Source organism: bacterium (genome assembly GCA_037128595.1).
Classification (GTDB): Bacteria; Verrucomicrobiota; Kiritimatiellia; order CAIKKV01; family CAITUY01; genus JAABPW01.
The window spans coordinates 100,556-125,124 of sequence record JBAXWB010000011.1 but is presented as its reverse complement, the minus strand read 5'-3'; the positions used below and the strand labels follow the sequence as shown (position 1 = coordinate 125,124).

General features: G+C 58.0%; 17 protein-coding genes, 1 tRNA gene and 1 pseudogene. 9 read left to right on the top strand and 10 right to left on the bottom strand.

What is annotated here, in order from left to right:
• Nucleotides 1–75: 75 nt before the first annotated feature.
• The 5 genes from WCS52_08895 to WCS52_08875 form a co-directional block, all read right to left on the bottom strand.
• Nucleotides 76–3,147, bottom strand: a complete 3,072-nt coding sequence (locus WCS52_08895; GenBank protein MEI6167298.1) for a glycoside hydrolase family 38 C-terminal domain-containing protein — start codon at nucleotides 3,145–3,147, stop codon at nucleotides 76–78.
• Nucleotides 3,148–3,231: 84 nt separating this feature from the next.
• Nucleotides 3,232–4,422, bottom strand: a complete 1,191-nt coding sequence (gene eboE / locus WCS52_08890; GenBank protein ID MEI6167297.1) for a metabolite traffic protein EboE — start codon at nucleotides 4,420–4,422, stop codon at nucleotides 3,232–3,234.
• Between the two features lie 94 nt (nucleotides 4,423–4,516).
• Entirely contained in the window at nucleotides 4,517–5,704 is a 1,188-nt protein-coding gene (locus WCS52_08885) for a 3-dehydroquinate synthase (protein MEI6167296.1), read from the bottom strand.
• Entirely contained in the window at nucleotides 5,701–6,999 is a 1,299-nt protein-coding gene (locus WCS52_08880) for a nucleotide pyrophosphatase/phosphodiesterase family protein (protein ID MEI6167295.1), read from the bottom strand. Before WCS52_08880 ends, WCS52_08885 begins: the two co-directional genes overlap by 4 nt.
• A 7-nt stretch (nucleotides 7,000–7,006) precedes the next feature.
• Complete coding sequence (locus tag WCS52_08875; GenBank protein ID MEI6167294.1) at nucleotides 7,007–7,996, bottom strand: UbiA family prenyltransferase; 990 nt, start codon at nucleotides 7,994–7,996, stop codon at nucleotides 7,007–7,009.
• A gap of 628 nt (nucleotides 7,997–8,624) precedes the next feature.
• Between WCS52_08875 and WCS52_08870 the strand changes: the two genes are divergently transcribed.
• Nucleotides 8,625–10,667: an ATP-dependent helicase gene (locus WCS52_08870; protein ID MEI6167293.1), complete on the top strand. Its 2,043-nt coding sequence runs from the start codon at nucleotides 8,625–8,627 to the stop codon at nucleotides 10,665–10,667.
• On the opposite strand, the gene WCS52_08865 is transcribed toward WCS52_08870, so the two are convergent.
• A complete protein-coding gene (locus WCS52_08865) occupies nucleotides 10,648–11,412 on the bottom strand; it encodes a lytic transglycosylase domain-containing protein (GenBank protein MEI6167292.1) in 765 nt (254 codons plus the stop codon). The two genes, WCS52_08870 and WCS52_08865, sit on opposite strands and share 20 nt — an antisense overlap.
• 10 nt (nucleotides 11,413–11,422) lie before the next feature.
• Entirely contained in the window at nucleotides 11,423–13,354 is a 1,932-nt protein-coding gene (locus WCS52_08860; protein MEI6167291.1) for a hypothetical protein, read from the bottom strand.
• Between the two features lie 100 nt (nucleotides 13,355–13,454).
• On the opposite strand from WCS52_08860, the gene WCS52_08855 reads away from it, so the two are divergent.
• The 3 genes from WCS52_08855 to WCS52_08845 all read left to right on the top strand — a co-directional run bounded on the left by WCS52_08855 (nucleotide 13,455) and on the right by WCS52_08845 (nucleotide 15,847).
• Complete coding sequence (locus WCS52_08855; protein MEI6167290.1) at nucleotides 13,455–14,378, top strand: hypothetical protein; 924 nt, start codon at nucleotides 13,455–13,457, stop codon at nucleotides 14,376–14,378.
• A gap of 1 nt (nucleotide 14,379) precedes the next feature.
• The gene (locus WCS52_08850) at nucleotides 14,380–15,699 is read left to right on the top strand and encodes a Mur ligase domain-containing protein (protein ID MEI6167289.1); all 1,320 of its coding nucleotides are present in this window, start codon (nucleotides 14,380–14,382) and stop codon (nucleotides 15,697–15,699) included.
• 71 nt (nucleotides 15,700–15,770) lie between these two features.
• Nucleotides 15,771–15,847: transfer RNA gene (locus WCS52_08845), tRNA-Ala, on the top strand.
• 527 nt (nucleotides 15,848–16,374) lie between these two features.
• Here WCS52_08845 and WCS52_08840 read toward each other — a convergent pair.
• Entirely contained in the window at nucleotides 16,375–17,433 is a 1,059-nt protein-coding gene (locus WCS52_08840) for a LamG-like jellyroll fold domain-containing protein (protein MEI6167288.1), read from the bottom strand.
• Nucleotides 17,434–18,046: 613 nt separating this feature from the next.
• On the opposite strand from WCS52_08840, the pseudogene WCS52_08835 reads away from it, so the two are divergent.
• The 5 genes and pseudogenes from WCS52_08835 (at nucleotide 18,047) to tnpB (ending at nucleotide 22,763) form a co-directional block, all read left to right on the top strand.
• Nucleotides 18,047–18,622 (top strand): annotated as a pseudogene (locus WCS52_08835) (MFS transporter).
• The gene (locus WCS52_08830; GenBank protein MEI6167287.1) at nucleotides 18,610–20,544 is read left to right on the top strand and encodes a sodium:solute symporter family protein; all 1,935 of its coding nucleotides are present in this window, start codon (nucleotides 18,610–18,612) and stop codon (nucleotides 20,542–20,544) included. Before WCS52_08835 ends, WCS52_08830 begins: the two are co-directional and overlap by 13 nt.
• Before the next feature lie 19 nt (nucleotides 20,545–20,563).
• A complete protein-coding gene (locus WCS52_08825) occupies nucleotides 20,564–20,779 on the top strand; it encodes a hypothetical protein (protein MEI6167286.1) in 216 nt (71 codons plus the stop codon).
• A 14-nt stretch (nucleotides 20,780–20,793) separates the two neighbouring features.
• The gene (locus tag WCS52_08820; protein ID MEI6167285.1) at nucleotides 20,794–21,912 is read left to right on the top strand and encodes an aldose epimerase family protein; all 1,119 of its coding nucleotides are present in this window, start codon (nucleotides 20,794–20,796) and stop codon (nucleotides 21,910–21,912) included.
• Nucleotides 21,913–22,598: 686 nt separating this feature from the next.
• Nucleotides 22,599–22,763 (top strand): IS66 family insertion sequence element accessory protein TnpB, encoded by a 165-nt coding sequence (tnpB, locus tag WCS52_08815; protein MEI6167284.1) that lies wholly within the window; start codon nucleotides 22,599–22,601, stop codon nucleotides 22,761–22,763.
• Between the two features lie 12 nt (nucleotides 22,764–22,775).
• Here the strand turns inward: tnpB and WCS52_08810 are convergent, their stop codons facing one another.
• Complete coding sequence (locus WCS52_08810; protein MEI6167283.1) at nucleotides 22,776–23,489, bottom strand: hypothetical protein; 714 nt, start codon at nucleotides 23,487–23,489, stop codon at nucleotides 22,776–22,778.
• Nucleotides 23,473–24,480, bottom strand: coding sequence for a glycosyltransferase (locus WCS52_08805; protein ID MEI6167282.1), 1,008 nt, complete (start codon nucleotides 24,478–24,480; stop codon nucleotides 23,473–23,475). The genes WCS52_08810 and WCS52_08805 overlap by 17 nt, the downstream gene beginning before the upstream one ends.
• Between the last annotated feature and the right edge of the window lie 89 nt (nucleotides 24,481–24,569).

The window sequence follows — 24,569 nt, the reverse complement described above, 5'->3', positions numbered from 1 at the left end:
GGTAGGGCGAGGCGTCCCTGCCGAGCCGTCGTGTTGCTGGCTTGATTCAAGTCAGCCGATTCTGCCGTCAGGCCTTTATCCCTTCAGCCGGATCGTCTTGATTTCAAACGGACGGAATTTAAGGCGCAGCGAGCCGTTTTGGGCTTTGATCTCCTTGGCGGCACCTTCGAGCATATTGGTCTCAAAGGCCTGTTTGAAGGGGAGGCCCACGGACAGGCGGCACTGGGTGGCATTGTGCACCGACTCGTAGAGGCGGATCACCAGGTCCCCTGAGCCGTCTTCCGCCGGCTTGACGGTCTCGACGATCACATTACCGGCATCCAGACTCAAGAGGCTGGCCGTCTCCGCGGCACCCCTGGCGGTGGTCACCGGCACATTCAATTCATAGGCCTGCTGAATGATGCCGGAGTGGGTGAAGGAACCCTTCTGGCAATAGAAGGCATAGGTGAACTCCTGAATGCCCTTGTCGGCTGTCATATCGGGCGCAAGCGGCGCGCGCAGAAGCGTCAGGTTGATACTGTTCCCTTCCACGTTGACGCCATACTTGCTGTCATTGAGGACGGCGGCGCTCCGGGACTCCTCGACGAGGGCGGTCCATTTGTGATTGCAGACCTCAAAGCGGCCGGCATCGTACGGGCGTGTGGCATGCGTCGGACGCTTCACGTAACCAAACTGGATATCGTGCAGGGCATCCTCGTTGTGGACGGTGACCGGGAAATTGACCTTCAGGAGCTTGTGGCTCTCCTTCCAGTCAATCGTGGTTTTGAAATCGATCCGGCGACTGCCGGACCGGAGGATGATCTTCTGGCTCAGTTTGGACGAGCCGATCAGGCGGGTCACTTCCACCGCCGCACAGAGCGGGCCCTGGGCGACGACCTTCAGGGTGGCCTTGCGATCAAGTTCAACCGGCTGCTGTTTATACATGCTGTCGATATCCCAGGCATCAAACAAGCCCGGGACATCTTTGTAGAGCTTGAAACGGTTGCAGGGGCCGGCCGCAAATTCCTCGCCGGTTTCCCGATCAATCACGCTTGTGATCTCCCCGCAGGCATTCAGGGTCAGCTTCAGGAATTCGTTTTCCAGGCTGGTCCGACTCGCTTTGACGGGGTTCGTGACGACCGGCGCTTTAGATGATTTCCGGATGGACACCCAGCCGCAGGCGGGAACATCCTTGACCCGTGCGCAGGTTTTTCCGCCACTCTCCTGGGTGACAAGGGCTTCGCCATGCATGGTTTCCGCGTGGGTGAAGCCAGCCGGTAGTTCCACGATCGCATCCCGTTTCCATGAGAGGGAATTGAACACGGTGAGGGCTGCGGGGTTGTTTTTGACCAGCGCCTTTCTGGCATTGTCCGCAATCGTGTCCGCCTTGCTGATGACGTTGGCGTAAGCGGCCTCCGCTTCCTCGTAGACCCGGTGAATGGAAGAGCCGGGGATAATGTCATGAAACTGATTCAGCAGGACGGCCTTCCACAGCCCATCCGCCTGCTTGAGCGGGAACGGGAAGCGGGCGAGGAGGGCGGCGGTGGCGCCCCACAGTTCGGCCTCGCGCAAGCCCAGCTCCGAGCGGCGGTTTCCCTGTTTGGTTTTAGCCTGGGTCGTATAGGTGCCACGATGGGCCTGGAAGTAGAGTTCCCCGACCCATGAGGGGAGTTTCGAGGTATTCAGCTTGCTGAAATAAGCGCCAGGGGCTTCGATTTCGCAGCGCGGCAGGCCCTCCAGGTTTTTCCCCCGCTTCAGGAATTCAAAATGCTCACGGGTCGGGCCGCCGCCTCCGTCACCCCACCCGAACGGGACCAGCCGGGCATTGTGCACCGAGTCCTTCTGGACGCGCTCCCGCCAGCGTTGGGCAATCGCCTTCGGACTGGTTTCGGAGTTGTAGTCGTTGTGGAGATAGGAGAGGACCTTGGTGCCATCGATGCCGACCCAGTTGAAGATATTGTAGGGGAACGGGTCGCCCCCGTTGTAGGTCCAGAAAATCTTCTGGGTGGAGAAATATTTGATGCCGCACCCTTTCATGATCTGGGGCATCGCGCCGCTATAGCCGAAGACATCCGGCAGCCACATGAGTTCGTTGTCGACACCGAACTCCTGCTTGAAGAACTGCTTGCCATGGATGAACTGGCGGATCAGGCTTTCCCCGCCGGTGATATTGGTGTCCGCCTCAACCCACATGCCGCCTTCAGGGAGCCAGCGGCCCGCTTTGACGGCCTTCTTGATCCGCTGATAAAGGGCGGGATACTTGGTTTTGACCATCTGGTACAGATGCGGCTGACTCTGCAGGAATTTGTATTCGGGATACTCTTCCATCAGGGCCAGTTGCGAGGCGAAGGTCCGGCAGCACTTGCGCTCGGTTTCCTGCAGGGGCCAGAGCCAGGCGACATCGATGTGGGAATGCCCGAAGCAGGTCATGCGCGCCGAGGTCGGACCATTTTTCTTTTCAAGCAGGGGCTTAAGAAGCGCACGGCCCTTCCGGACGGTTTTAAGCATGTCCGCCCGTGGCAGCTCCAAGTCAATCACCAGTGTGGCTTCCATGAGGGCATCATCAATTTCCGCGACGCGCAACGATTCATGGTCGGCCAAGCTGTCCCTGAGTTGCAACAGGGTTTCCATATCGAAGCGGAGCTGAAAGAGTTCTTCCTCCCAGATGCCGAAGGCGCTGACCCCGACCTTCACCTGGGTGGCAGGCGGTTCGGGGACCATCTCATGCCCATGGGGACAGGGGCCGCCCCCCTCGACGCGGGGGCCGTGGCCTGCATATGATTCGACGAGAATCTCAAATGTTTCGCCGCCTTTGGCCTTTTGCGTCAACGTGATTTCCTTGTGGCCGATGTCGTTGGCTCCAAAATTCATGCCGTTCAGCATGATGGCCGCTTCGCCCCCGACGTTGACCCGCATGGCGATCCGTTCGCCGGCGGCTTCTTTGGGCAGGCGGACGCTCCCTTTGAACCAGCCGTAATCCCATTTTCCGCCCCAGTCGGTTCCGGGCGCCATCAGCGTAAACTTGCCTTTAAGGGCCTGATCCGCCGTGAGCTGCTGCTTCGTCACGAAGCCTTTGAAGGGGACCGTGCCAAGGGGCTTGAAGTACATGGATGGCATCACGGTCATCCAGTTATTAATGCGTCTGCGCCATTCGGGATTGAGCACCATAAACTTTATTCTCCACGTTGAAATTATTTCATGATTCGGATCAGCACGTTACCGTATCAGGGAATCGATCGCTAGGAGAAACCATCAGGATGAATGCCGTAACTTCCCGTTAACCCATTCGTATTCCCGCACCGTACTGGCCACCACCCCGCCCGCTTGCAGCGCTGGTGGAAGTACGTGGAACGTATAGGTTTCAATTTCCAGGTGACCGGCCGGCAGGGTCGTGAGTTGACTCCAGAACCGGGCATTCAGGGTGTTGGCGGTGGCATGGAGTGGACCATGCCCCTCGAAATAGAGGGGCACATGGAAGTGGATCCGCCAGAGTGAGTCGGGCGTCTCCGGAGTGGCCGGGCCTTCCAGCGCCTCCTTCAGATCCGCATAACGGAAAGGGGGGCGGGCTTTGACCTGATGGAGATACACCGGATCGAGAAAGTCAGTGAGCCGGGCTCGGGCCGCCGGGGTAGGCGTGACCTCCAGTGCGGAACTCAACTGGACTTTGGAGATCCGGATGCCATGCCCGGCAAACCGGGCGAGGCTTTCGGTCAGATCTTCAAACTGAATAGCCAGATGGCAGGTGTCAAAACACACACCGATGTGGCGGCGCAGGATCGCTTCGGCCTCGGAGCGGGTGCAGGACAGGCGTGCGACGACCTGCGGAATGGCATGAGGGATGAATTGCTGCTCGAAAAACTGAATGACTTCCGGCGTTGTTTCGAGAAGACAGTCGGGTTCGGGCTCGAGTCCGAGATGAATCTCCCGGCCGGTGTTCATGTGAATGTCATGTAGGGAGGCCGCGCATTCGGCCAACTTGATCATCATCTCGCTGGAGGGGGTGCCCGCGTCCTCCCGCCCCGGAGTGAACTTGTAGCCGAGCGGGACGGTGCTGATGCTGCCGTCGGTCCCTTCCGGGAGCAATGCCGCCAGGATGCGCGCCAGGGTAAGGGTATAATCGAGACGCTCCGGGGTCGACCAGTCTGGCTTGTAGACCGTCGTCTTGACCGGGCTGGTGTGAAAGGAGCCATAGGGGAAGCCGTTGATGGTAAAGGCGTAGAGGTTCTGCTCCCCCATGAATTGTTTAAAGGCGGCCAGTGCGTCAGGTTGGCACAAGGTATTGGCCGCCTGGTGACTCAACCGCAAGCCCAGCCCGAACGGCTGGCCGCAGGACACCCGGTCGCGGATCGCCAGGGTATGCGTCTGGATGGCGGCCAGGTTCTCCGCCCAGGTCTCTCCCGGATGAACATTCAGGCAATAGGTCAGATGATGGCGTGGCTTCATGGGTTTTCATTTCACTCATAATCATAATCTTAATCGTAATCATAATCCTCTTTGGGTCTGGAGATTACGATTAAGATTAAGATTACGATTAAGATTATGATGTGAGTTTAGAGTCTACACATTTTTTCAGGTAGGTAATCCCTTCGGCAATGATCGCGGGGTCCATGGTGTGGACTTCGGTCCGGGCCCCGATGGGGGCGGGGAGAGTAATGGTAAGCGGTCCGCCCAGATGTTCCTGGAAACGGGTCAAGCCTTCCAGAATGGCCAGCGACCCGTCCGGCTTGAGTGAGGTGAGTTGTTTATTCCAGATGGGCAGCCCAGTTGCCTTGAGGGCGGTGAGCAGGGTGGTCAGGGCCTTTTCCGGGATCAGGCCCAGGCGCATGGCGTAATACGAGTCCAGGGCAATGCCGATGGAGACCGCCTCGCCATGCCGCAGGCGATAGCCTGACATGACTTCAAGTTGATGGGCCGACCAGTGCCCGAAATCAAGCGGGCGGGCGCTTCCGTTTTCAAACGGATCACCACCGTCACGGATATGATCCAGATGCAGTTTGGCGCAGGTAATGACCAACCGTTCCATAACGGACGTCTCCCGCTGGCGGAGCGCCCGGGCATTCCGGCAGAGATAGGTGAAGAACGGCCGGTCTTTGATCATAGCGACTTTGAAGGCCTCGGCAACGCCGGCAATCCATTCCCGGTCAGGCAGGCGGTCCAGGAAATCGAAGTCATTGACCACGGCAAAGGGAGGCGCGAACGTGCCGAGAAAGTTTTTGCTGCCAAAGAGATCGATCCCGGTTTTAACCCCGACGCCGACATCGTTCTGGCCCACCACGGTGGTGGGCATGCGGATGACCCGTAGCCCCCGGTGGACGAGCGAGGCGGCCAGTCCGGCCATATCAAGGATGCTCCCCCCGCCCATAATCAACACCACGCTCTGGCGTGCCAGATGGCGTTTCTCCATCAGCGCTATCATCCGGGTGAGGCCGGCAAGTTCCTGCTTGGCCTGTTCGCCGCCGGTGATCGTCTCGATGGGGCCGGCAAGCTCAAGGAGATCCTGATGTGCCTTGAAATAGGCTTGGATCCGGGCCTCATAATGCGGCCAGGCGCGGGCGGCACCTTTATCCACGCACACCATCACCCGGTGGCGACGCGGCTCATGGAGGCGGTTAATGGTGTTGGCGAGCAGGGGATTGTCCGGGGAGAAGGTGGCCCGGTGGAAATACACGGGGAACTCGAAAGGGATCGAGAGGCGTTGCTGGAAGCCGGTAACGGATGAGCTCACGACAGGGTCTCCAGGTGTTGCTTCACAAGTTGGGCGAGTTCCTGCAGGGTGGCGGGGGTGCCAGCCAACTGGCAGGTACTTGCCCAGACGGCATCCCGGTCTTTACCGATTCTTCCATGCGAGCCCTTGATGCGGCGGGTGTCCTGACTGACCGAGATCGGGGGCCAGCCGAAGAACAGCTCACAGGGATCATAGCCGGGCTTGTTATGGATATCCACATGGCTGGCATAATCCGGCGCTTTTTTCCGGTCCGTCCACCAGGGGTAGGCAAACCAGAAGCCGGGCTTGGCCACCAGTAGCAACTCGCCCCCATGCGGATGGGCAAGCCCGGCGGCGTGTTGGGCTTTGGCATCCATGATGGTTTCAATGCCGTCCAGGGAGGCCAGTGCGGTGCGGGTTTCCTCAATATTTGCTGTGTTTCGCAAGGTGACATGGGCGATTTCGTGGTCGACCATGGCAAAGGCCTGACTGGCGTGAAAATCCGGGTAGTGCATCCCGGCTACCGTGCGGGTTTGGAACAAGTTGGCCTCAAGCAGGGCCCGGTTCGGGAATATCGCTTGAGTCGAGGGGCCGATGGCGTAGTCACCGAAGAGGATCAGGTCGTACCCGTTTTTTTCGGCGGCGTTCCGGATGAGGGCGAGTTGCTCAAGCAAGGCCGACAGGGCCCGTTTGGCGGCTGGATGCGCCGGCCCATGTCGCTGGAGGTCGTAGTCGAGTGCGGGGAGATAGGTCAGGCAGAGATCGGGCGCCTGGTCCGGGTCGGCCAGCAGGAGTGCGGTGGCCTTGGCAATCCAGTCGGAGGAAACGGGCGAGGCCAGGGGGCCCCAGTAGCGGTGAAGAGGGAAGGTGCGCTTGATGGATTTGCAGAGCGAGTCATAAAGGCCGGCGGGTTGACTGTACACGCTTTGAACCATCCCGCCGCCATGTTTATGGATGGGGGCGGGGGAAAGAATGATGTCCACCGATTCGCCCAGTGACTGCTGCCAGAAGAGCATCGCCACGCGCTTGCCCCGCTGTCGGAAGGCGTCCCAGATCCGCGGACCGGAAACCAGGGCGGAAGATTGTTCCCAGAGGAGCGGACGCCGGAGTTCCCGGTGGAACTGGCCATTGGCCATCATGCCGTGGCTTGACACGGGGGCCGCGGTCCGGAAGGTGGCCTGGGCGGTGCAGGTGAGGGCGGGGAACACGCTGGTCAAGGGCTCGAGCGGGAGTCCGCCCCACGTGGCCCCGAACGTTTCGGTCAGGAAGTCATAGCCCAATCCGGCCACTTGAATGATGACTAAACGGTTTCTCATTTCTTTATTAACTACCATAAAACCATTTGCCAATCCAACCGCTTACTGGAAAGAGAAAAAGCAGGAGGAGGGCGAACCCTTCGCCGGCGCCGCCCGTTGAGGCGCAGAGCGCCGCCTGGGTAAAAAGGAGGCCACGGATCAGGCCGCCGACCGAGGCCTGGATGACGCGGGGTGAGGCCTGGGGGCGCATCTGGGCGACCCACACGATCGCCCAGAGAATAGACATGGCCGATAACAGGGCTGACATGCTTTTCCAATTGAACTCGATGGGCCCACCCGGTCTGATCAGCAGGATAACCAGCCAGACCGTCAGGAGGAGGGGAATGCCCCAGCGGCACCAGCCGGGAATGGGTTCCGCTTCAGGGTCGGCTTCGTGGCGGGCGATGAGGGTAATGAGGGCGACGTACAGGGTCAGGAAAAGAGCGGCCATCAGCACGGGGGGTGAGGTGAGTCCCTCGCGGCCCAGGACCGCCGCCCCCAGCAACAGGCTCAACCCTCGGCAGATCCCCATGGAGAGAGGGGATAACCAGGCCAGTCGTTTGCCCGCGGCATTGTAGAACCAGGAGGCCAGGACCAGCAGCAGCCCCGTGGCGATGGCGGCGCGACCAGCCGGGAGGGTCATGAGCAGTCCGGCCAGAGAGAGGAGAATGGCGGCCCACTTAACGGCGGCCGGGCTGACCGCACCTGACGGGATGGGCCGGCCGGGCCGCTCCCGGGCATCTATGGCGCGGTCAAAGAAGTCGTTGGCCAGCAGGCCGCTGGCATAGAAGGCCAGGGCGGCCCCCATGACGGCATACACCGCATTCCAGGCCGGGACCACCTGTAGAGCCAAGGCGGCCAGCAACGCACCGCCCAGGGGATCACCGGGGACGGTAAAGAGATTGGGCGGACGGAAAAGAGAGAGCCAGCCTTTCCCGGCACTGGGGGCAGGGGCGGTTGAGTGAGTACTTCCCTGAAGCGGTTCTTTGAGTGGGCTCTGGTTTTGGTCTTCGTCCATGAGTGGAAAGATAGCGAGAAGTGGCCCCCCGCATCAATGCGCAAATCAGGGTTGAGCGCATCTCTGAGTTGTGGGGCGGATGTCCCCATCCGCCTGTCTACGGGTCCAACTGGAAACAAGGCGGATGGGGACATCCGCCCCACAGAGAGAGCCAAAATATAGAGATGCGCCCGCAAGACCTTACGGAGCACGTCGACCTGAAAAGGCAGCCCTTAAACGTCGGTCAGAAGAGCTTTTACTGCGGCGCGTTTCGGTGGGGGAGATCGGGTCGGTAATGGCCTTACGGAGCGCGCGGCTTTGCTGCCATTCATCCCATGTCCATGAGGTTTTAAGGGGTGCCGTTGATTTCATCATTTTCACTTGGGCTGGATTGGGCAAAACAGCCACTCAGCAGCCACAGCGGCTCACCGGGACGGTTCGCCCTACCCCCTGCAAGTTCAAGCAACACTTGATATTAATCCGGTAGGGCGAGGCGTCCCGGCCGAGCCGTCCTTATGCGGCTGAAATGAGGCTGACCTAGCCCTATGGACTCCATTCTGCTGCAGGTTAGGGTGGAATTAATCGGGTGCGCCCTTGAAGCGTACGGGGGTTTCTGTCATCATCTATTTTTTGCACATGGATGGAACAGATGACAGAACCGGTTAAAGATAATTTGGAATGGTTGGCGGATCTCAATCCCCAGCAACGGCAGGCCGTTGTGCATGGAGAGGGACCGCTCCTGGTGGTGGCAGGCGCAGGGAGTGGTAAAACCAAGACCCTGGCCTATCGTGTCGCCTATTTGATCTCGCAGGGGGTGAATCCCTCCAATATCCTGCTGATGACGTTTACCCGGCGGGCTGCCGAGGAGATGCTCAGTCGGGCGGCCGCTGTCAGCTTGCATACCGCCCACATGACGGGCCGTGTCTGGGGGGGGACCTTCCACGCCATTGCCAATCGCCTGCTCCGCACCTATTCCAAACAAGCGGGCCTGCCAAACAACTTCACCGTGATGGACCAGTCGGATTCAGAGGATCTGCTGAATGTGATCCGTCACGAATTGAATATCGGTAAAAATGACAAGCGGTTTCCCCGCAAGGGAACCTTGATGGGGATTTATTCGCGCTGTGTGAATGGGGGGGAACAACTGCCCAGCGTGCTGACCAAGCACTATTCCTGGTGCCTGGAATACCAGGAGGAACTCAAGAGCCTGTTCAGTGGCTATGTGATCCGTAAACAGCAGCGGGGCGTCATGGATTATGATGACCTGTTGCTGTATTGGTTGCAATTGATGAGCTCCGATGAGCTCGCGCGTGAGATCGGCGGCCGGTTCGAGCATGTGCTGGTGGATGAGTATCAGGATACCAACCTCGTGCAGGCCGATATCCTGCGGGCCCTGCGGAAATTCAACCAGAACATCATGGCCGTGGGTGATGACGCCCAGAGCATTTACGGCTTCCGCGCCGCCAATGTCCGGAATATCCTCGATTTTCCCCAGCAGTTTCCCGGGGCCACGGTGATCACGCTGGAACAGAATTACCGTTCGGTCTGCCCGATTCTGGAGACGACCAACCGGCTGATCAGTCAGGCCCATGACCGGTTTACCAAGGATCTCTGGTCTGCCCGCAAGGAGGGGCAACGGCCGATGATCGTAACCTGCCGGGATGAGGCCTCGCAGGACCAGTTTGTCGTAGACCGGATCCGGGAGCATCTCGAGAAGGGGATTCCCCTGAGCAAGCAGGCGGTGCTGTTCCGTTCAGGACATCTTTCGGACTCCCTTGAAATTCTCCTGACCACCCGGAATATTCCCTACCACAAATATGGCGGCCTGCGCTTTCTGGATGCGGCGCATGTCAAGGACCTGATCAGTTTCCTGCGGGTCTCGGAAAATGCATCCGATGAAATCGCCTGGTATCGGGTCCTGCAGATGATCGACAAGATCGGGCCGGCCACGGCGGCCAAGATCGTGACGCATATCAGCCGGGCTCAGGATCCCCTGGCGATGCTGACCTTCCCCGTGCCGGCCGCCGCCCAGGCGGGTTGGAAAATGCTGGGCCAGTTAATGGTGGATTTGGTGAAGGCCGGGGAGAGCGACCCGGTGGCCCAGATTCAGCGCATCCGGGCCTTCTATGAACCCCTCATGAATCTCCGCTATGAGAATGCCCAGGCCCGGGTCCGTGACCTGGACCACATTGAACAGGTCGCGTCGCGCTATAAATCGCGTCGGCAATTGCTGACGGATCTGACGTTGGATCCGCCTAACTCCACCCGTGATATTGCGGCGCATGCCGCGCAGGATGATGACCGGCTGGTGTTGTCCACGATTCATTCGGCGAAGGGGTGCGAGTGGGATGTGGTCTATGTGATACATGCGTCGGATGGCTCGTTGCCTTCCGAGAAGTCCACCGGCAGTGAAAAGGAGCTCGAAGAGGAGCGGCGCTTGGCCTATGTCGCCATGACCCGTGCCCGCGACGTCCTGTATATCACCTGGCCGATGCGGGTGTATCAACGCTGGGGCGGGATGGGTGACAAACATGCCTATGGCCAGATCTCGCGGTTTATCACCGATGAGGTTCGCGCCTCCTGCACCCTGATGTCATTCGGGCACAGTGGCGGCTATTCCGATGAGCATTCCTATGATCAGCGCGACATCATCGGTCGCGTGCGCCAGCAGATCAATTCGCAGTGGGACTGACCGGGGGGCTGCTGGGCGGGGGCAGGGCGCTGAGCTGCGTGTTTTCGCGCAGCGCCAGGGTGGTCATGATTTTGATCACATAGACCTGTGTCTGGGGCGGGAGTTCCGCCGCAATCGCCGCATAGTCACGTGCCCCGTGCTGCTTCAGCAGCCGTCCCACACAGCCCTCTCCGGCATTGTAGGCGGCGACGGACAGGGTCCAGTCGCTGAAGCGGGCATACAGTTGCGCCAGGTATTGCGCGGCGGCTTTGGCACTTTTATCAGGCGTGGTCCGGAAATCCTCCTCTGCTTTCAGGAGGCCAAACCGGCGGGCGGCTTCTGTTTTGAATTGGAACAGGCCCCGTGCACCCGACCGGCTGACCGCATGGGTATTCAACGTGGATTCCACCTCGGCCACCCAGGCTAGTTCCTGGGGGAGGCCCTCGGTGATGAACTGTTTTTTCAATTCGGGAATCAGCCCCTGTGCATGCGCCGGAAGCGGGGTTTGGGATTGTCGTTTCGCCCATTGGCCGCCCTTGATAATGCAGGGCCAGCGGGTCTCCCCGAAGCGCGGATCGAGGAGCGGGGCGGGGGCACTCAGACGTTCGGTCAGGCGGGGACCGGCTTCCGGCATGAGCGTATTGGCTGGCACGGGGGCAACGGGGCCATATTCAAGGCTAGGGGTTGCCTGGGACAACGCCGGCAGGAGCAGTCCGGCCAGAAGACTCACGAAGCGGTTGAAACCATAGGGGGTTAAGTGCCGCATAGAGGGGGGATCAGGTTGCAAACTCTTTCCGGATGGCCTTTTCCAAATGGACTGGATTGGTGTGATTCAGCCGGTCGAGAATGCGCTCCCAGCGATACGCGAAACTCCCGCGTTCATCCCGGGGCCGGTGCTTAAAGAGCATGTCGAACGCCCGTTTCCGCAATCGATACTCCTGTTGAGTATGCGTGAGCCTCTCGACAAAAGCGGCCAGATAGGCGTCCACTGCGGCCTGGGGTTCCGGGAAGAAGGGGATCCGGCGGAGGAGGGGCATGGCGTAGGCATTGGCGAAGGCGTCTAATGGCGAAAAATAGTCCGTAAAGGCGCCGGTGTGATCCGAGACAATCAGTTCGGCCGGCATCCCGCTGCTGTTTTCCAGAATGACTTCATCCCCGTCATCGAACAGCACGGTGTTCTGCAGGTTCATGCGTCCGACAATCAGGTTGGAGGCGGCGGCTTTTCCCAGGAGTCCGGCAAATTTTAGGGCATAGGCGGGATTCTGGTAGCGGGAGCGAGGAATCTTGTCGCTGGCCAGGCCGGGCAGGTAATCGCGTTCGAAATAGGTCGACCAGATGAGTTGTCCATCATAACGCCCGCCGCGGTAATGCTCGCTGATTTTCCTTGTGGCCACCCGGGGCGGCAGGTTCATCCCCAGTTGCTGGCATCCCAATCGCCGGTCGAGGATGTATTCCGTGTATTCTTCCGCCTCCATGATGGACGGGAGGAGGTCTTTCCCCTCATTGAGGTGTTCCCGGATTCCCCATTTCTGCATGCGGCTGATGCGTACAATGGGGCGGGTGATATTGGTCTGCTTCACTTCCGACACATAGACTTCACGGCGGCCTGCAGTGGTCGGACGGCGGGAAAGGGACCCGATGACCCGCCCGATGTTCACGTATTCGATGTCGCCGAATTCCCTGACATAATTGAAGATAAAGCCGCGGGCTTTCTCATCGCATAACAGTTGCAATTCAGGGGAGGACGGGTTGCGATCCAGTTCGTCGAAGATGGAGTCGAAGATCAGTTCGCCCTCCTCGATTTTTCCGCCGGGCAACCATTCAATCTGCATGAAGAACTCCGGACTCAACCCCAGCAGCACTTCCTCGGGAATCGTTTGGTCGTGCTGGCCGAGGAGGGCGGAAAACATGGAGTTCCGCCACTCGGTGTCTTCCGCGTTATCTTCGCGCAGTTCCGGCGGGACCGCCTCGCGGAATGCATTCTTGAGGGCTTCGTAACAGGGGCGGATGGGGTCCTGAATGGCATGGGCGAACCGGGTGTGGGTAAAGGTTTTGTCGGCGGCGAAAAAAGTGACCTCGGGATGGGCCATCCGGTTGTATTTGCACGAATAGTCCCGGATCTCGATCAGGTGGCGCTTCAGCTCCTCGTCCGGCAGGGCTCCCAAATTGCAGAATTGCTGAAAGCTGACAAAGCGGGTGCCCGTGTCGCGGCTGTAATAATAAATCGACTTACCTTCAATGGGGGTAATGGAGGCGAGAATCATCTGCTTCATTTCATCAGGGGTCTGGGGGAGGGCGGCGATCCGCCAGTTTTCGCCTCGTTTCTTGATGGCGACGCGGACGTTTTCATTCATCAGGTTGAGGAATTTGATTTTCTGTTTGGATAGCAGTTCCTGAAGCAATTCATCGGCTTCATAGGCCAGCGCCATATTTTCAGGATCGGGCCGGATCAGGACACAGCCGGCATCCATGATCAAGTCGACTGAATGCTGCCACTCGCTCATCTCATCCTCTTCCTCCAGGGCCGGCAGGCCTGCGGCAAGTCGCGTGGCATTGAGGTCGGCGATATAGGCGATCCGCTGCAAGGCGTGGATGCCCGGGAGTGTCACCAGGGTCCTGCTGCGCGGGAAGATGGTGCCGATGCCGGAGCGCAGTCGCCCGTCAGGGTAAGTCGCCAGAGGATGTTCGCCTAAAATCCGTATACTCATGTACCCAGACACTACCAAGGTTTCCCGCAGGGAAACAACAGTTCTTTGCGCGATTTTCTTTTCTTTATCCGGCCTGAGGGATGGCTTACCATGACGCCCTATGAATTCCATTTATACCACGACCATCACCCGTGAGGCGCAACGGCGCGGGATCGGAATCGAGGTCATCGACCCCGTGACGCCGGTGTTTGTGCTGAAGCATAAAACCAGGAAGATCCGTTGCTATAACGCCCTGACCGACCAGGTGGGGGCTGTGACGTTTCATATGACGCAAAACAAGCGTCTGGCTAACTGTTTTCTCAGCGCCCAGGGGTTTCCGGTGCCGGCCCAGGCGGCGTTTACCGATGTGCCCGCCGCCCAGGCATTTCTGAAAAAATTCAAAACGATTGTGGTCAAGCCCTGTACGCAATGGGGCGGACGCGGAGTCTCGGTGGCGGTGCGGACCCTCAAGGAACTCACCCGTGCCATCAATTTTGCCAGGACGTTTGAGGAAGAGGTGGTTCTGGAAGAGTATGTCGGTGGCGAGGATTACCGGCTTATTTTTGTAGATTACCGGTATGTGGCAGCGATCCGCCGGCGAGCCGCCCGGGTTACAGGCAATGGGCGGGACTCTATCCGGAAACTCATTCTCGCCCAGAACCGGGTGGAACGGGCGCTGGATCCCAGTCACGTGATCCCGGTCGATGCGGAGACGGGGCGTAATCTGGCGGCTCTGGGCTTGAGCTGGACGACCGTGCCCGCCGTAGGGCGCAGTATCCAGGTGCGGCTCACCTCGAATTATCACACCGGCGGGAGCGTGGATATCGTCACCCGGTCCGTTGAACCAAAGCTCGTGAAGCTGGCGGCCCGGGCGGCCAGAAAACTGGGCGTACCGGTGATCGGGATTGATTTTCTGGTCAATGAAAAGACGGGACGATTCTGGCTGATTGAGTTGAGCCCGGATCTCGCCATTTCACCGCCTGAAGGGGACATCGTGGTTCGCCATTTCATCGACTATCTGTTCCCGGAAACAAAGGGGCTTTGATATGACCATAGAACGTTCGAAATCATGCCATCTGGTGGGCGTGGCAGGGGTGGGGATGAATGCCCTGGCCCAGGCCCTCAGCGGGGGGGGGCGGCGCGTGAGTGGCTCGGACCGGTATCAGGACCAAGGCCAGGATCTTGAGGTCATTCGAAAGCTCAAGGAGGCTGGCATTCAATTTTATGCCCAGGATGGCCGTGGCGTGCAGGCGGATACCGGGGCCGTAGTGGTCAGTACCGCCATCGAACCGGATAATGCCGACATCGTGGCGGCTCAGCGCCTGAAGGTACCGGTCCGTCATCGCGCCGAAATGTTGGCCGAACTGGTGGCGGGCAAAGAGGTCGTGGCCATTGCGGGAACCTCCGGGAAAACCACGGTGACCGGCATGGTGGGGTGGTTGCTGGAACAGTTGGGGGCTGATCCCACGGTGGTCAATGGCGGTGCGCTGGTGAATTGGGCCGATGCCCGGCGTATCGGAAATGTCCGCACCGGCCAATCGCGGTTGTGCGTAATTGAGGCGGACGAGAGTGATCGTTCCCTCCTGCGGTTCTCCCCCGATTGGGCACTGATCACCAATATGTCCGCCGATCATTTCAGCCTCGAGGAGACCGAACGCCTGTTCGCCCAATTCAAGAGCCAGGTGCGGCGGGAATGCCTGGTCGGGTGGGCTCCCGGAATGCCCTGGCAGGGGATGAAGCCGCAATTGGGGAAACAGGGGGCCCGGTTCAAGTATGAGGGGTTGGACTTTGAGCTTCCCATGCTGGGAGCCCATAATGCGGAAAACGCCCTTCAGGCGGCGATCCTGTGTCAGCGAATGGGGTTTGAACTCAAACCCATACGGGATGCCTTGAGCCAGTTTCAGGGAATCCAGCGACGTCTGGAGAAAATCGGGGAGGCGGCGGGGGTGACGGTGCTCGATGAATACGCGCATAATCCTGCGAAAATTGCCGCGGCCTGGCGGGCGGTGGCCCCTCATTATGGGCGTGTGCTCGCGTTTTGGCGGCCACACGGCTACCGGCCCTTGTCGCTGATGTTCGATGATCTGGTCGATACCTTTGCCGGGTTGTGTCGCCCGCAGGATCGCTTGTATCTGATGCCGGTCTATTATGCGGGGGGGACTGTCAGCAAGCAACGGGACGCTGATGAGCTGGTGGCCGCATTGCGTGAACGCGGCGTGCCGGCCAGCTGGATGACGGATTACGATGTGCTGATGGCTGAAGTAATGACTCAGGCCAAGGCGGGGGATGTGGTGCTTGGCATGGGGGCGCGTGACCCCGGTATTCCCCGGTTCGCCCGTGAGTTGGTAGCCAACCTAAAAAAATAATGGCGAAAGGTTGACAATGCGGGCACAAGTCGGCAGTATTGCGGCCCGTTTTGCTACGGAAGTTTTCTGATGGGGGATTAGCTCAGTTTGGTAGAGCGCTTGAATGGCATTCAAGAGGTCGCGGGTTCGACCCCCGCATCCTCCACCATCAGAAAACACCTGCAAATCCCAATAAAAACCTAATAAAAGGCCGTTTTACGGCTCTTTCATTCGTTGGTTCCATGAGGCTCCATCGGGACCCCGAAACACCCAAAAAGCTCGATCGATATTGACACCAAATTGACACCAAGAACCGGTTGTCAGATCATTAAAGCACCCTTGTTATCATAGTGACGTCGGATTATGGCGCCAAGTAGCAGAATAATCACATCCGCAGGAAGCCGGCTTAGAAGGTTCATAATTCTGTACCTGATGAAGGATTTACCGGCTCGAAGTGCATGAGTATAGCCCCTTACACCTAACCCCCCGTTTGAAGCATGACCGTCCATGCGGCGCCTCCGGCGCACACCGGAGAATCAACGATCAACCGTTAGCGCTGGGGTACGACGCTGCTATGGGTGGGGTAAACCGTGTCGATCACTGGTGCACACCGCGGTATAGCCATGCCGTGCTCCTGTTGTCTACACTCGCGCAGTCATATCCGCGGTAATAGAGCGCCCCAAGAACAGGTTTCGTTCAGGGCTTCTGGACTTCGAGTCTATAGAAGCGAGACGGGAAGATGGTAAAATCATGCAGCGACATGATCCCGCTGGCGCCCCAGATGTTCGACTGCCCTGCCACCGCATACCAGGAGTGGTCAAATAGATTGGTGCTCCATTTGAGGGTGTAGGTGCGGTCCGTCAGCGAGGGAAAATAGAAGTCCCGGACTGAAAGTCGGTTTGTAACGGTCACAATCCGGAATACCGAGGATGGATTCGTTGGATCCAAACCGGCAATGTAACTATCCCCGTAACTGTAGCCGTTCACCGCAAGGGATGTTTCGGCGGCAGGGAAGGATTGGATGAATCCATACTGGTTAAGCCAAATCTCCGGCGTCCCCCGGGGCGCGATATTCTGGGCGAAAGTCACCTGAGCTGTTCCGGATGCGGTGACGTTGCTCCAGATATATGTTACGACTCCGGTTGGCCATGAGGCGGCCACGATCACGTTGTTCGTGTCGATCTCGGCCACATGGAAGAAGTTGGTCGGAAAGGCCGTGATGGCCAAGGCACCGCCCTGGATGATGTTGGTCAGGGCGGGGCTGACAACACCATTCCCAATAGCCACTCCCTGAACGGTAACCGCTTGCGGAGCACCCTGGTAGGATCGAACCACGCGACTGATGCGGATTTCATCCAGATACCCGTCGAAATTGCCGAACTGATTTGTGAAATAGGTCGTGCGTGCCCAGTTTGGCGCATTGGTAGCATAGCTTCCAAGCAAGACGCCATCGATAAAAGCCTTATATTGATTGGTGCCGTCGAAGGTCATCATCAGATGATGCCAAACCCCCGTCGTCAGCGCCGATACGACCTGGTTGGTCGCCACCACCACACTCCCATTCCAGGCTTTGATTGCAGGAAGTCCCCAGCTTTGTTGCTGAAATTGAAAGACGAGGTCCCAGTTCTGCGAGAACCCGCAGTAGATGTAGTTGGCGTTATTGGGCCCCCAGGCATTCATGAAAAGCCGCTCCTCGATTGTGATGGGAGTATGCGCGGCGGAAAACACGGAATTCGGAATGATGCCCAGCGCCATTTGGGGATAGGTGACACGCAATGCCGCGCCGGACGTGCTGCCCATCCAGGCTAGGGCCGTGTTGTTACTGACAAATGATGGACCGTTCATGAACACCAGCGTATGTCCATTCCCGCTGGCATCCGTCCCGTCCCCCTTCAGATGCCACAGCGCAATGGTGTTTGAGTCCAACATGAACTCCGAGGCATTGGTACTGGAGGTGGTCAACTGAACCGTTTCGGTCACCGTATCCGTCGACGTTGCCGCTCCATCACAAGCCAGGAGGCCGAGCGTATAGGATCCATTATTGGTAATGGTCACAGTGGTATTGAATGCATTGCTGTTGGCAATCACCACACCTGCGGGACCATTCAGGAGTACCCATGTTGTCGCGAGTGGGCTGGGACCGTCATCGGGGTCACTCGCACTGCCGTTCAACGCAAGTGTTCCCCGGGTCACCCCCATTGGCAGGATCACGGTCTGTCCGCCCCCCGCCTCGACAATCGGAACCCTGTTGGCCGGCCCTGTTCCCAGCACCGCCCGGGCAACGGACGAGGGGGCCGACGAAGTGTTGACCAGCCCCGCGCGGACCCGGTACTCATAGACGCCGGAATTGGAGACCGCGTTGTCGACTCTGATTGTCATTTACTCCTATGGTGATTTTCGGGCGGCGACGAAGGTGGTTCGCTCCACTGATCTGGGTGCGGCCCTGACGATTGATCGGGGCAGTTGTGTTCCCTCCAGTGCGGTCGAAGCATTTTTCAAGAATCCCTTCGCGGATCTGAAGGCCGCGAAAACGGCCCCGCTGAAGATCGAGAACGCCCTGCTGACGCCGATCCCGTCTTCGGGCAACGGGTGGCTCACGGCCATTTTCATCTTTGTCTTCATCGCCTTCTTTGCCATCGGGCCCGGAGTCTGTGTCTGGCTGGCGTTGTCCGAGCTGATGCCCACGAGGATCCGCTCCAACGGGATGAGCATTGCCCTGCTCATTAACCAGGCGGTCTCAACGACCATCGCTGCTGTCTTTTTGCCGACTGTGGGGAGGTACGGCTACTCTACGATGTTCTTCATGTTCGCAGGTGTTACGGTGATCTATTTCATCACGGCCTTTTTCTTCCTGCCGGAAACCAAGGGTAAGTCGCTGGAGGAGATCGAGGAATATTTTGAGTCATCTCGCAAAGGAAAAGGGGGAAGCAAATGCCGAATGTGATATTGGGGTGGATGGATTACACGATCATGTTGATCTATGTCGGGGCGGTGCTGGGTATTGGCCAGGCGCTTCGCAAGTATATGAAGTCGAGCAATGACTTCTTTCTCTCAGGTCGGTCGATACCCGCCTGGGTGACGGGGCTAGCGTTCATTTCCGCCAACCTGGGCGCGCTGGAACTGGTTGGCATGGCGGCCAGCGGTGCCAAATACGGCATGATGACCTGCCATTTCTATTGGATCGGCGCGATCCTTGCCATGACCTTCCTGGCGGTGTTCATGATGCCGTTCTATTATGGCTCCAAGGCGCGATCAGTGCCCGAATACCTGAATATGAGGTTTGACGGACGGGTTCGGTGTCTGAACTCCATCACGTTTGCCGTGATGACCGTCTTTGCCTCTGGCATTTCGATGAATGCATTGGCCAAGCTGCTGAACGCACTTCTGGGATGGAACTATCACATGAGCCTGTGGATCTGTTCGGGCGTGGTGTTGCTCTACGTGCTTAAAGGCGGGCTGACCTCGGCGATCTATACGGAAGTGTTGCAGTTCTTCATGATCGTGTTGGGCTTCTCGCCTGTGGTCTATCTGGGCCTCAAGGATGTGGGCGGGTGGAGCGCGCTGAAGGAGAAGTTGGCAGGGGTCGCCATGAACCCGGCCTCGATCGGTGTCGGCGATAAGAGCTTCCAGCCTGACGCCTGGACTGGTGCCTGGAGTCCGATGTTGCGGGGGGCCGATGCCAACCCGATGGGGGTGGATCTCTTCGCTATGATTTTCGGGCTCGGCTTCGTGCTGGCCTTCGGGTACTGGTGTACCAACTTTCTCGTTGTCCAGCGGGCTATGGCGGCCAAAGATATGAGTGCCGCCCGTCGCACGCCACTGATCGGGGCCATCCCCAAGATGCTCATTCCCGCCCTGGTGATCCTGCCCGGCATGATCGCTGCGGGTCTGGCATTCTCCGGAAAGGACGGCTATCGGCTACCCCCCCGGGTGATTGCCGAATCCGCCTATGAGAAGATCATCCCGGTCGTCAAAAATGCGGCTGCTACCGGACTGACGGGTGACGCTGCAGTCCAGGAAGTCGCCAAGGCGGCGGGGTTGAAGATGCGCCCGGCCAATGTGACAGCCATCATTAAGGACGCCTCGACCCTGAGCGACGCCGATATCAAGAGCCGCGTGCAGAATGCCGTGGCGGAAAACGACTATGACGGCGTAATCCTGTCGCTGATCAAACGGTACTGTCCCACCGGCCTGCTCGGTCTGGCTCTAACGGCACTGCTGGCTTCCTTTATGTCCGGTATGGCGGGTAACGTCACTGCGTTCAACACCATCTGGACCTACGACCTCTATCAGGCCTATATCGGGAAGAACAAGGGAGACGCCCACTACATGTGGATGGGAAGGGCCGCCACGGTGGCGGGTATCCTGATCAGTATTGCCTGCGCCTACTTTGCCGCCATGTACAACAACGCCATGGACGTGATCCAGCTGGTATTCGGCTTTGTCAATGCGCCGCTCTTCGCCACCTTCCTGCTGGGTATGTTCTGGAAGCGGATCACGGCCACGGGTGCCTTCTGGGGCCTGTTGCTGGGTACCACCACCTCGGCAATCTTCCACTCCCTGACCCTTGCGACAGGGAATGCCCCCGGCGTCAAGGGTGGTTACCTTGCTGTCGTTCAGTCCTTCCCAAGCGAGATGGCACAGAATTTCTGGCTGGCCTCCTTTGCTTTCCTGACCTGCCTGGTGTTGACCACCGGGCTCTCACTGGCCACGAAACAGAATAAGACCGATGCGGAGCTGACGGGCCTGGTGTATTCCTTGACGCCGAGAATCCAGTCGGCCGATGAATCCTGGTATATGCGGCCCGGCATTCAGGCGGTGGTTCTTCTGGCAGGCTGCCTGGTCCTCAACATCATTTTCTTCTAAACCGAAAGGAACTTAAATTATGACTCTCGATATCTGTTGGCCGATTGGAATCATGTTCTCCCTCGTGGGTGCGATGTTGGCTGTTTTCGGATTCATCACCCGGGCTTCCGGGGATATGTACAAGCGCTCCCTTGATATTAACATCAATCTCTGGTGGGGGCTGATTCTGCTCGTGTTTGGCGGACTCATGCTATTCAGCGCATGGAAAAAATCAGGGAAAACAACGTCAAAATAGGAAGATGCAATATTATGAAGATAATACAGACAGGACTGGTCGCGGGGCTGATAACAGGTTCGGTTTTGGGTGCAGGAAGTGTGACTTCGGTGCCCTTTGGAAAGACGGCGGATGGTCGGGAGGTCGCGATCTTCACCCTGAAGAACAGCCAGGGCATTGAGGCCCGCATCATGAACTACGGCGGCATTGTGGTGTCGTTGAAGGTGCCGGATCGGAAGGGCGCCCTAGGCGATGTGGTTCTCGGGTACGATAATCTTGACGAATATATCAAGGCCACACCCTATTTCGGCGCGCTCATCGGACGTTGCGGAAATCGTATTGCCAAAGGCAAGTTCACATTGAACGGTACGGAGCACAATCTGGCTACCAATAACATTGGCAACCATCTACATGGTGGGATCAAGGGCTTTGATAAAGTGGTATGGGATGCAAAGATCCTGAAGGATAAGCCGGAGGCGACGCTGGAACTGAAGTATGTGAGCCCGGATGGCGAGGAGGGCTATCCTGGAGCGTTGTCCGTGACGGCGGTCTACTCGATAACGGAAAAGAACGAACTGCGCCTTGACCTCACCGCGACCACGGACAAGCCGACGGTGTGCAATCTGACCCATCACTCGTATTTCAACTTGGTGGGGAAAGGGGATATTCTAGGACATGAGGTAGTAATCTTTGCGGATGCCTTTACACCTGTGGATAGCACCTTGATTCCCACCGGTGAGTTGAAACCGGTTATGGGAACCCCGTTCGATTTTCGGAAAGCGGCGGCGATAGGCGCTCGCATCACGGTGGATGATGAGCAATTGAAGTTTGGCGGGGGGTATGATCACAACTGGGTCATAAACAAGCCTGCAGGCAATCTGGCGCACCTTGCGTCCGTGCATGAGCCGGTGACGGGGAGGATCATGGATGTATTTTCAACGGAACCCGGGTTACAATTCTACTCCGGCAATTTCCTTGATGGTAGCAACGTGGGCAAGGGTGGGGTCGCGTATCAATATAGGACCGGGTTCTGTATGGAGCCTCAGCATTATCCCGATTCACCCAATAAGCCGCAATTCCCGTCAGTGGTTCTGAGGTCCGGCCAGACCTATCACAACACGATTATATACCGTTTCTCAGTGGATCACCCCTGAAAGAATGCAATCAATGAAGACTTTATCGATTGATTTGGCAATTGGGTCCGACTTGACCCGAATTGCAAAACAAAACCACTTGGATATCACTGGCGGCACCATCCGCCGCACCCATCACGTTTCTGCCTGGGGGTGGAGCACGGTGATTATAACGGCACCGAGTTGTTCGGCGTTGGGACCGACTGGTTCATCTGGATGGCCTACAAACCAAACGGGACCGACCGGTTCAGGCTTTACAGTGACAATTTCCCGGGCGACGGCGTCATCGAGTTCCGGTCTGGCAGGATTCCCAAACCGCAGCACAAATCAATCGCCGACACCTGGGCGCGAGTCTCTAAGCACTGATCAGTTTGGAGGTTATGCATGGATGAATATAATGACGATCCTGCAAAAGCTTGCGCTGAACCAATGAGCAGAGATGCAGCGCTGAAGTGTTCTGTCTGTGAGAAACCTGTTGATCCCAAAGAAGGGTGGTACACTTTTCCTGGTCGCATCTTCTGCGTGGCCTGCAAAGGCACTATACATGTGCGACCAAGATGACGGCACGTGGAGCTCATAAGAAGTTCCGTGTCGCCAAGGCTTGCAAGGATGCGATCCTGGCTTAATACGTCGTTGACCTCATTCCCAGCCTGATACCTGCGTGATACAGCAGGGATTCGTATCCGTGATGACGAGGCGGCTTGTTCGTGTTCACCAATCGGCGGCATAACCGGGTGAAGGTTTTGTACTGGGACGGCACAGGACTGTGGGTGATGACGAAGCGACTTGAGAAAGGGACGTTTAGTTGGCCTGAGGGAATGGAGACGAAGGACGGAAAGTTATCGTTGAGTTCCCAGGCTCTCGGACATTAACTGGGGCACCTGCTAGTCTCTAGTCACACATAATCCCGCCGGTTCTCTCCGCCAGGGGCGCAGCCGGTTCACCAGGCGCAGCCCCAGCAAATGGCGAATTCCCTCTGTTCGATCCAGAATGCTTTGATAAAACCAGTAGCGGCGCGACCGGTAGCAATAGAGGGATTCCCTGATGAAGTACTCGCGTGTCAGCGCCCGGTCATTCCTCATGCGGATCGACCAGTCGATATCCTCCGAGTAGCTTGTATCGGCAAAGCGGTATTGCACCGCGATGGCTCTGCGGATGGGGTTCAGGTGGTACGGTGGACGACAGTAAATTCCATCGAGGGTGGCATAATCGGAGTATTGGAGGGAATGTACGAACGGCCGTTGATGTTTGCCGCGGAACAGGATCGTGCCCTGGATCCCGATGCAATCCAGATCCGGGTGCGACTTGATGGCGTGGCAGATCAGTGGCACATAGGCGTCATGCACGTCGTCGTCGTCGTCAACGAACACCACGAAGTGACCTGTGGCTTTCTGGAGCAGAAGATTGCGCTTCATTCCGATGGATTGCTCCCGATTGTCCTCTTCCGCCAGGATCTCCACGCAGGTTCCGAGGCCATGGTCAGCGGCCTGACGCTGCAATCGCCCCTTCAGGGCCAGGAATTGCATCCGCCGTTCCGTCAGTGTTGGGATGAGAATGCTTAACAGCATGGTGCGATTCACCTCACATCTTTTCTTCAACGAACCGCCCTCTGGCGTAGGGAAGGAGCCCAAAAACAAGCCCGGCGCCGCTGTACAAGTACCCGACCCAGTTCATGATCACCGTTTGCAGGGTGAAGGCGGGGCCTTTTTCACGGAACACGAATATCAGGAAGGAATGGTTCAGCGCCAGGAGCGACGCCGTCAGGAGCGCCAGGATGAGGAGCCCCATCGGAAACTGGAACGATAAGGGGAGCAGGATGAGAATCAAAAAGGCGACCGGCACGCTGATGACATGGTGAATACGCGTGTTCAAATCGTTCTTGAAGACCGATTTTGAGACCATGATCCGGGTCCATGGAATCGCCCGGTTAAGGACGTCCGACTTGATCAGGCCAAGGAGCGAGTAGGTCTTGCAGTGCGTCACCTGAATGCGTTTGTTGAGGAAGATCTTGTGGCCGGCCAGCATCAGCCGATACCCCAGTTCAACATCCTCAAGCGCCGTGTAGGATTCATCAAAACCGCCAACCGACAGAAAGGCATTCTTGGTGAGGGCCCCGAACCCGCCGCAAAAGGTGGACGCCTCCTCCCGTGAGGTCTGGTGGATGAAGTGGTGCAGGAGGTTCTTGTAGGTTGAGCAGAAATTAGAGGGAATCGTGTCTTTCTGGTACGAACAGAACAGGCCGCTGAGTTCCGGCCGATCCCGTAAGCAATCGCTGATGAGCGACAGCGTATCGGGCTCGATGAGGATGTCCGAATCGAGGAAGAACATGATGTTGGAGGAGGCGAGGCGTGCCCCGGCGTTCCGGGCGGTCCCCGGGCCGGACTGCTTTTCTAGCTGGATCACGCGGCAGGGAAAACGACGAGCGATGGCGGCCGAGTCGTCCGTGGACCCGTCGTCCACAACGATGACATCAAACGGCGTGAGCGAGGATCGAAAGACCGCCTGCAGGCAGGCGGCAATCGTTTCCTGGCTGTTGAAGACGGGGATAATGACGGACACGGATTTTTCGGGGTCGCACGTGGCCTTCATGAAAAAGGCACGCTATAGATAAATGGGACATTCACAGTTCCGTGAAAAATATCACCTGCCCGTTAGGTCGTCAATCCCGACATGATTCT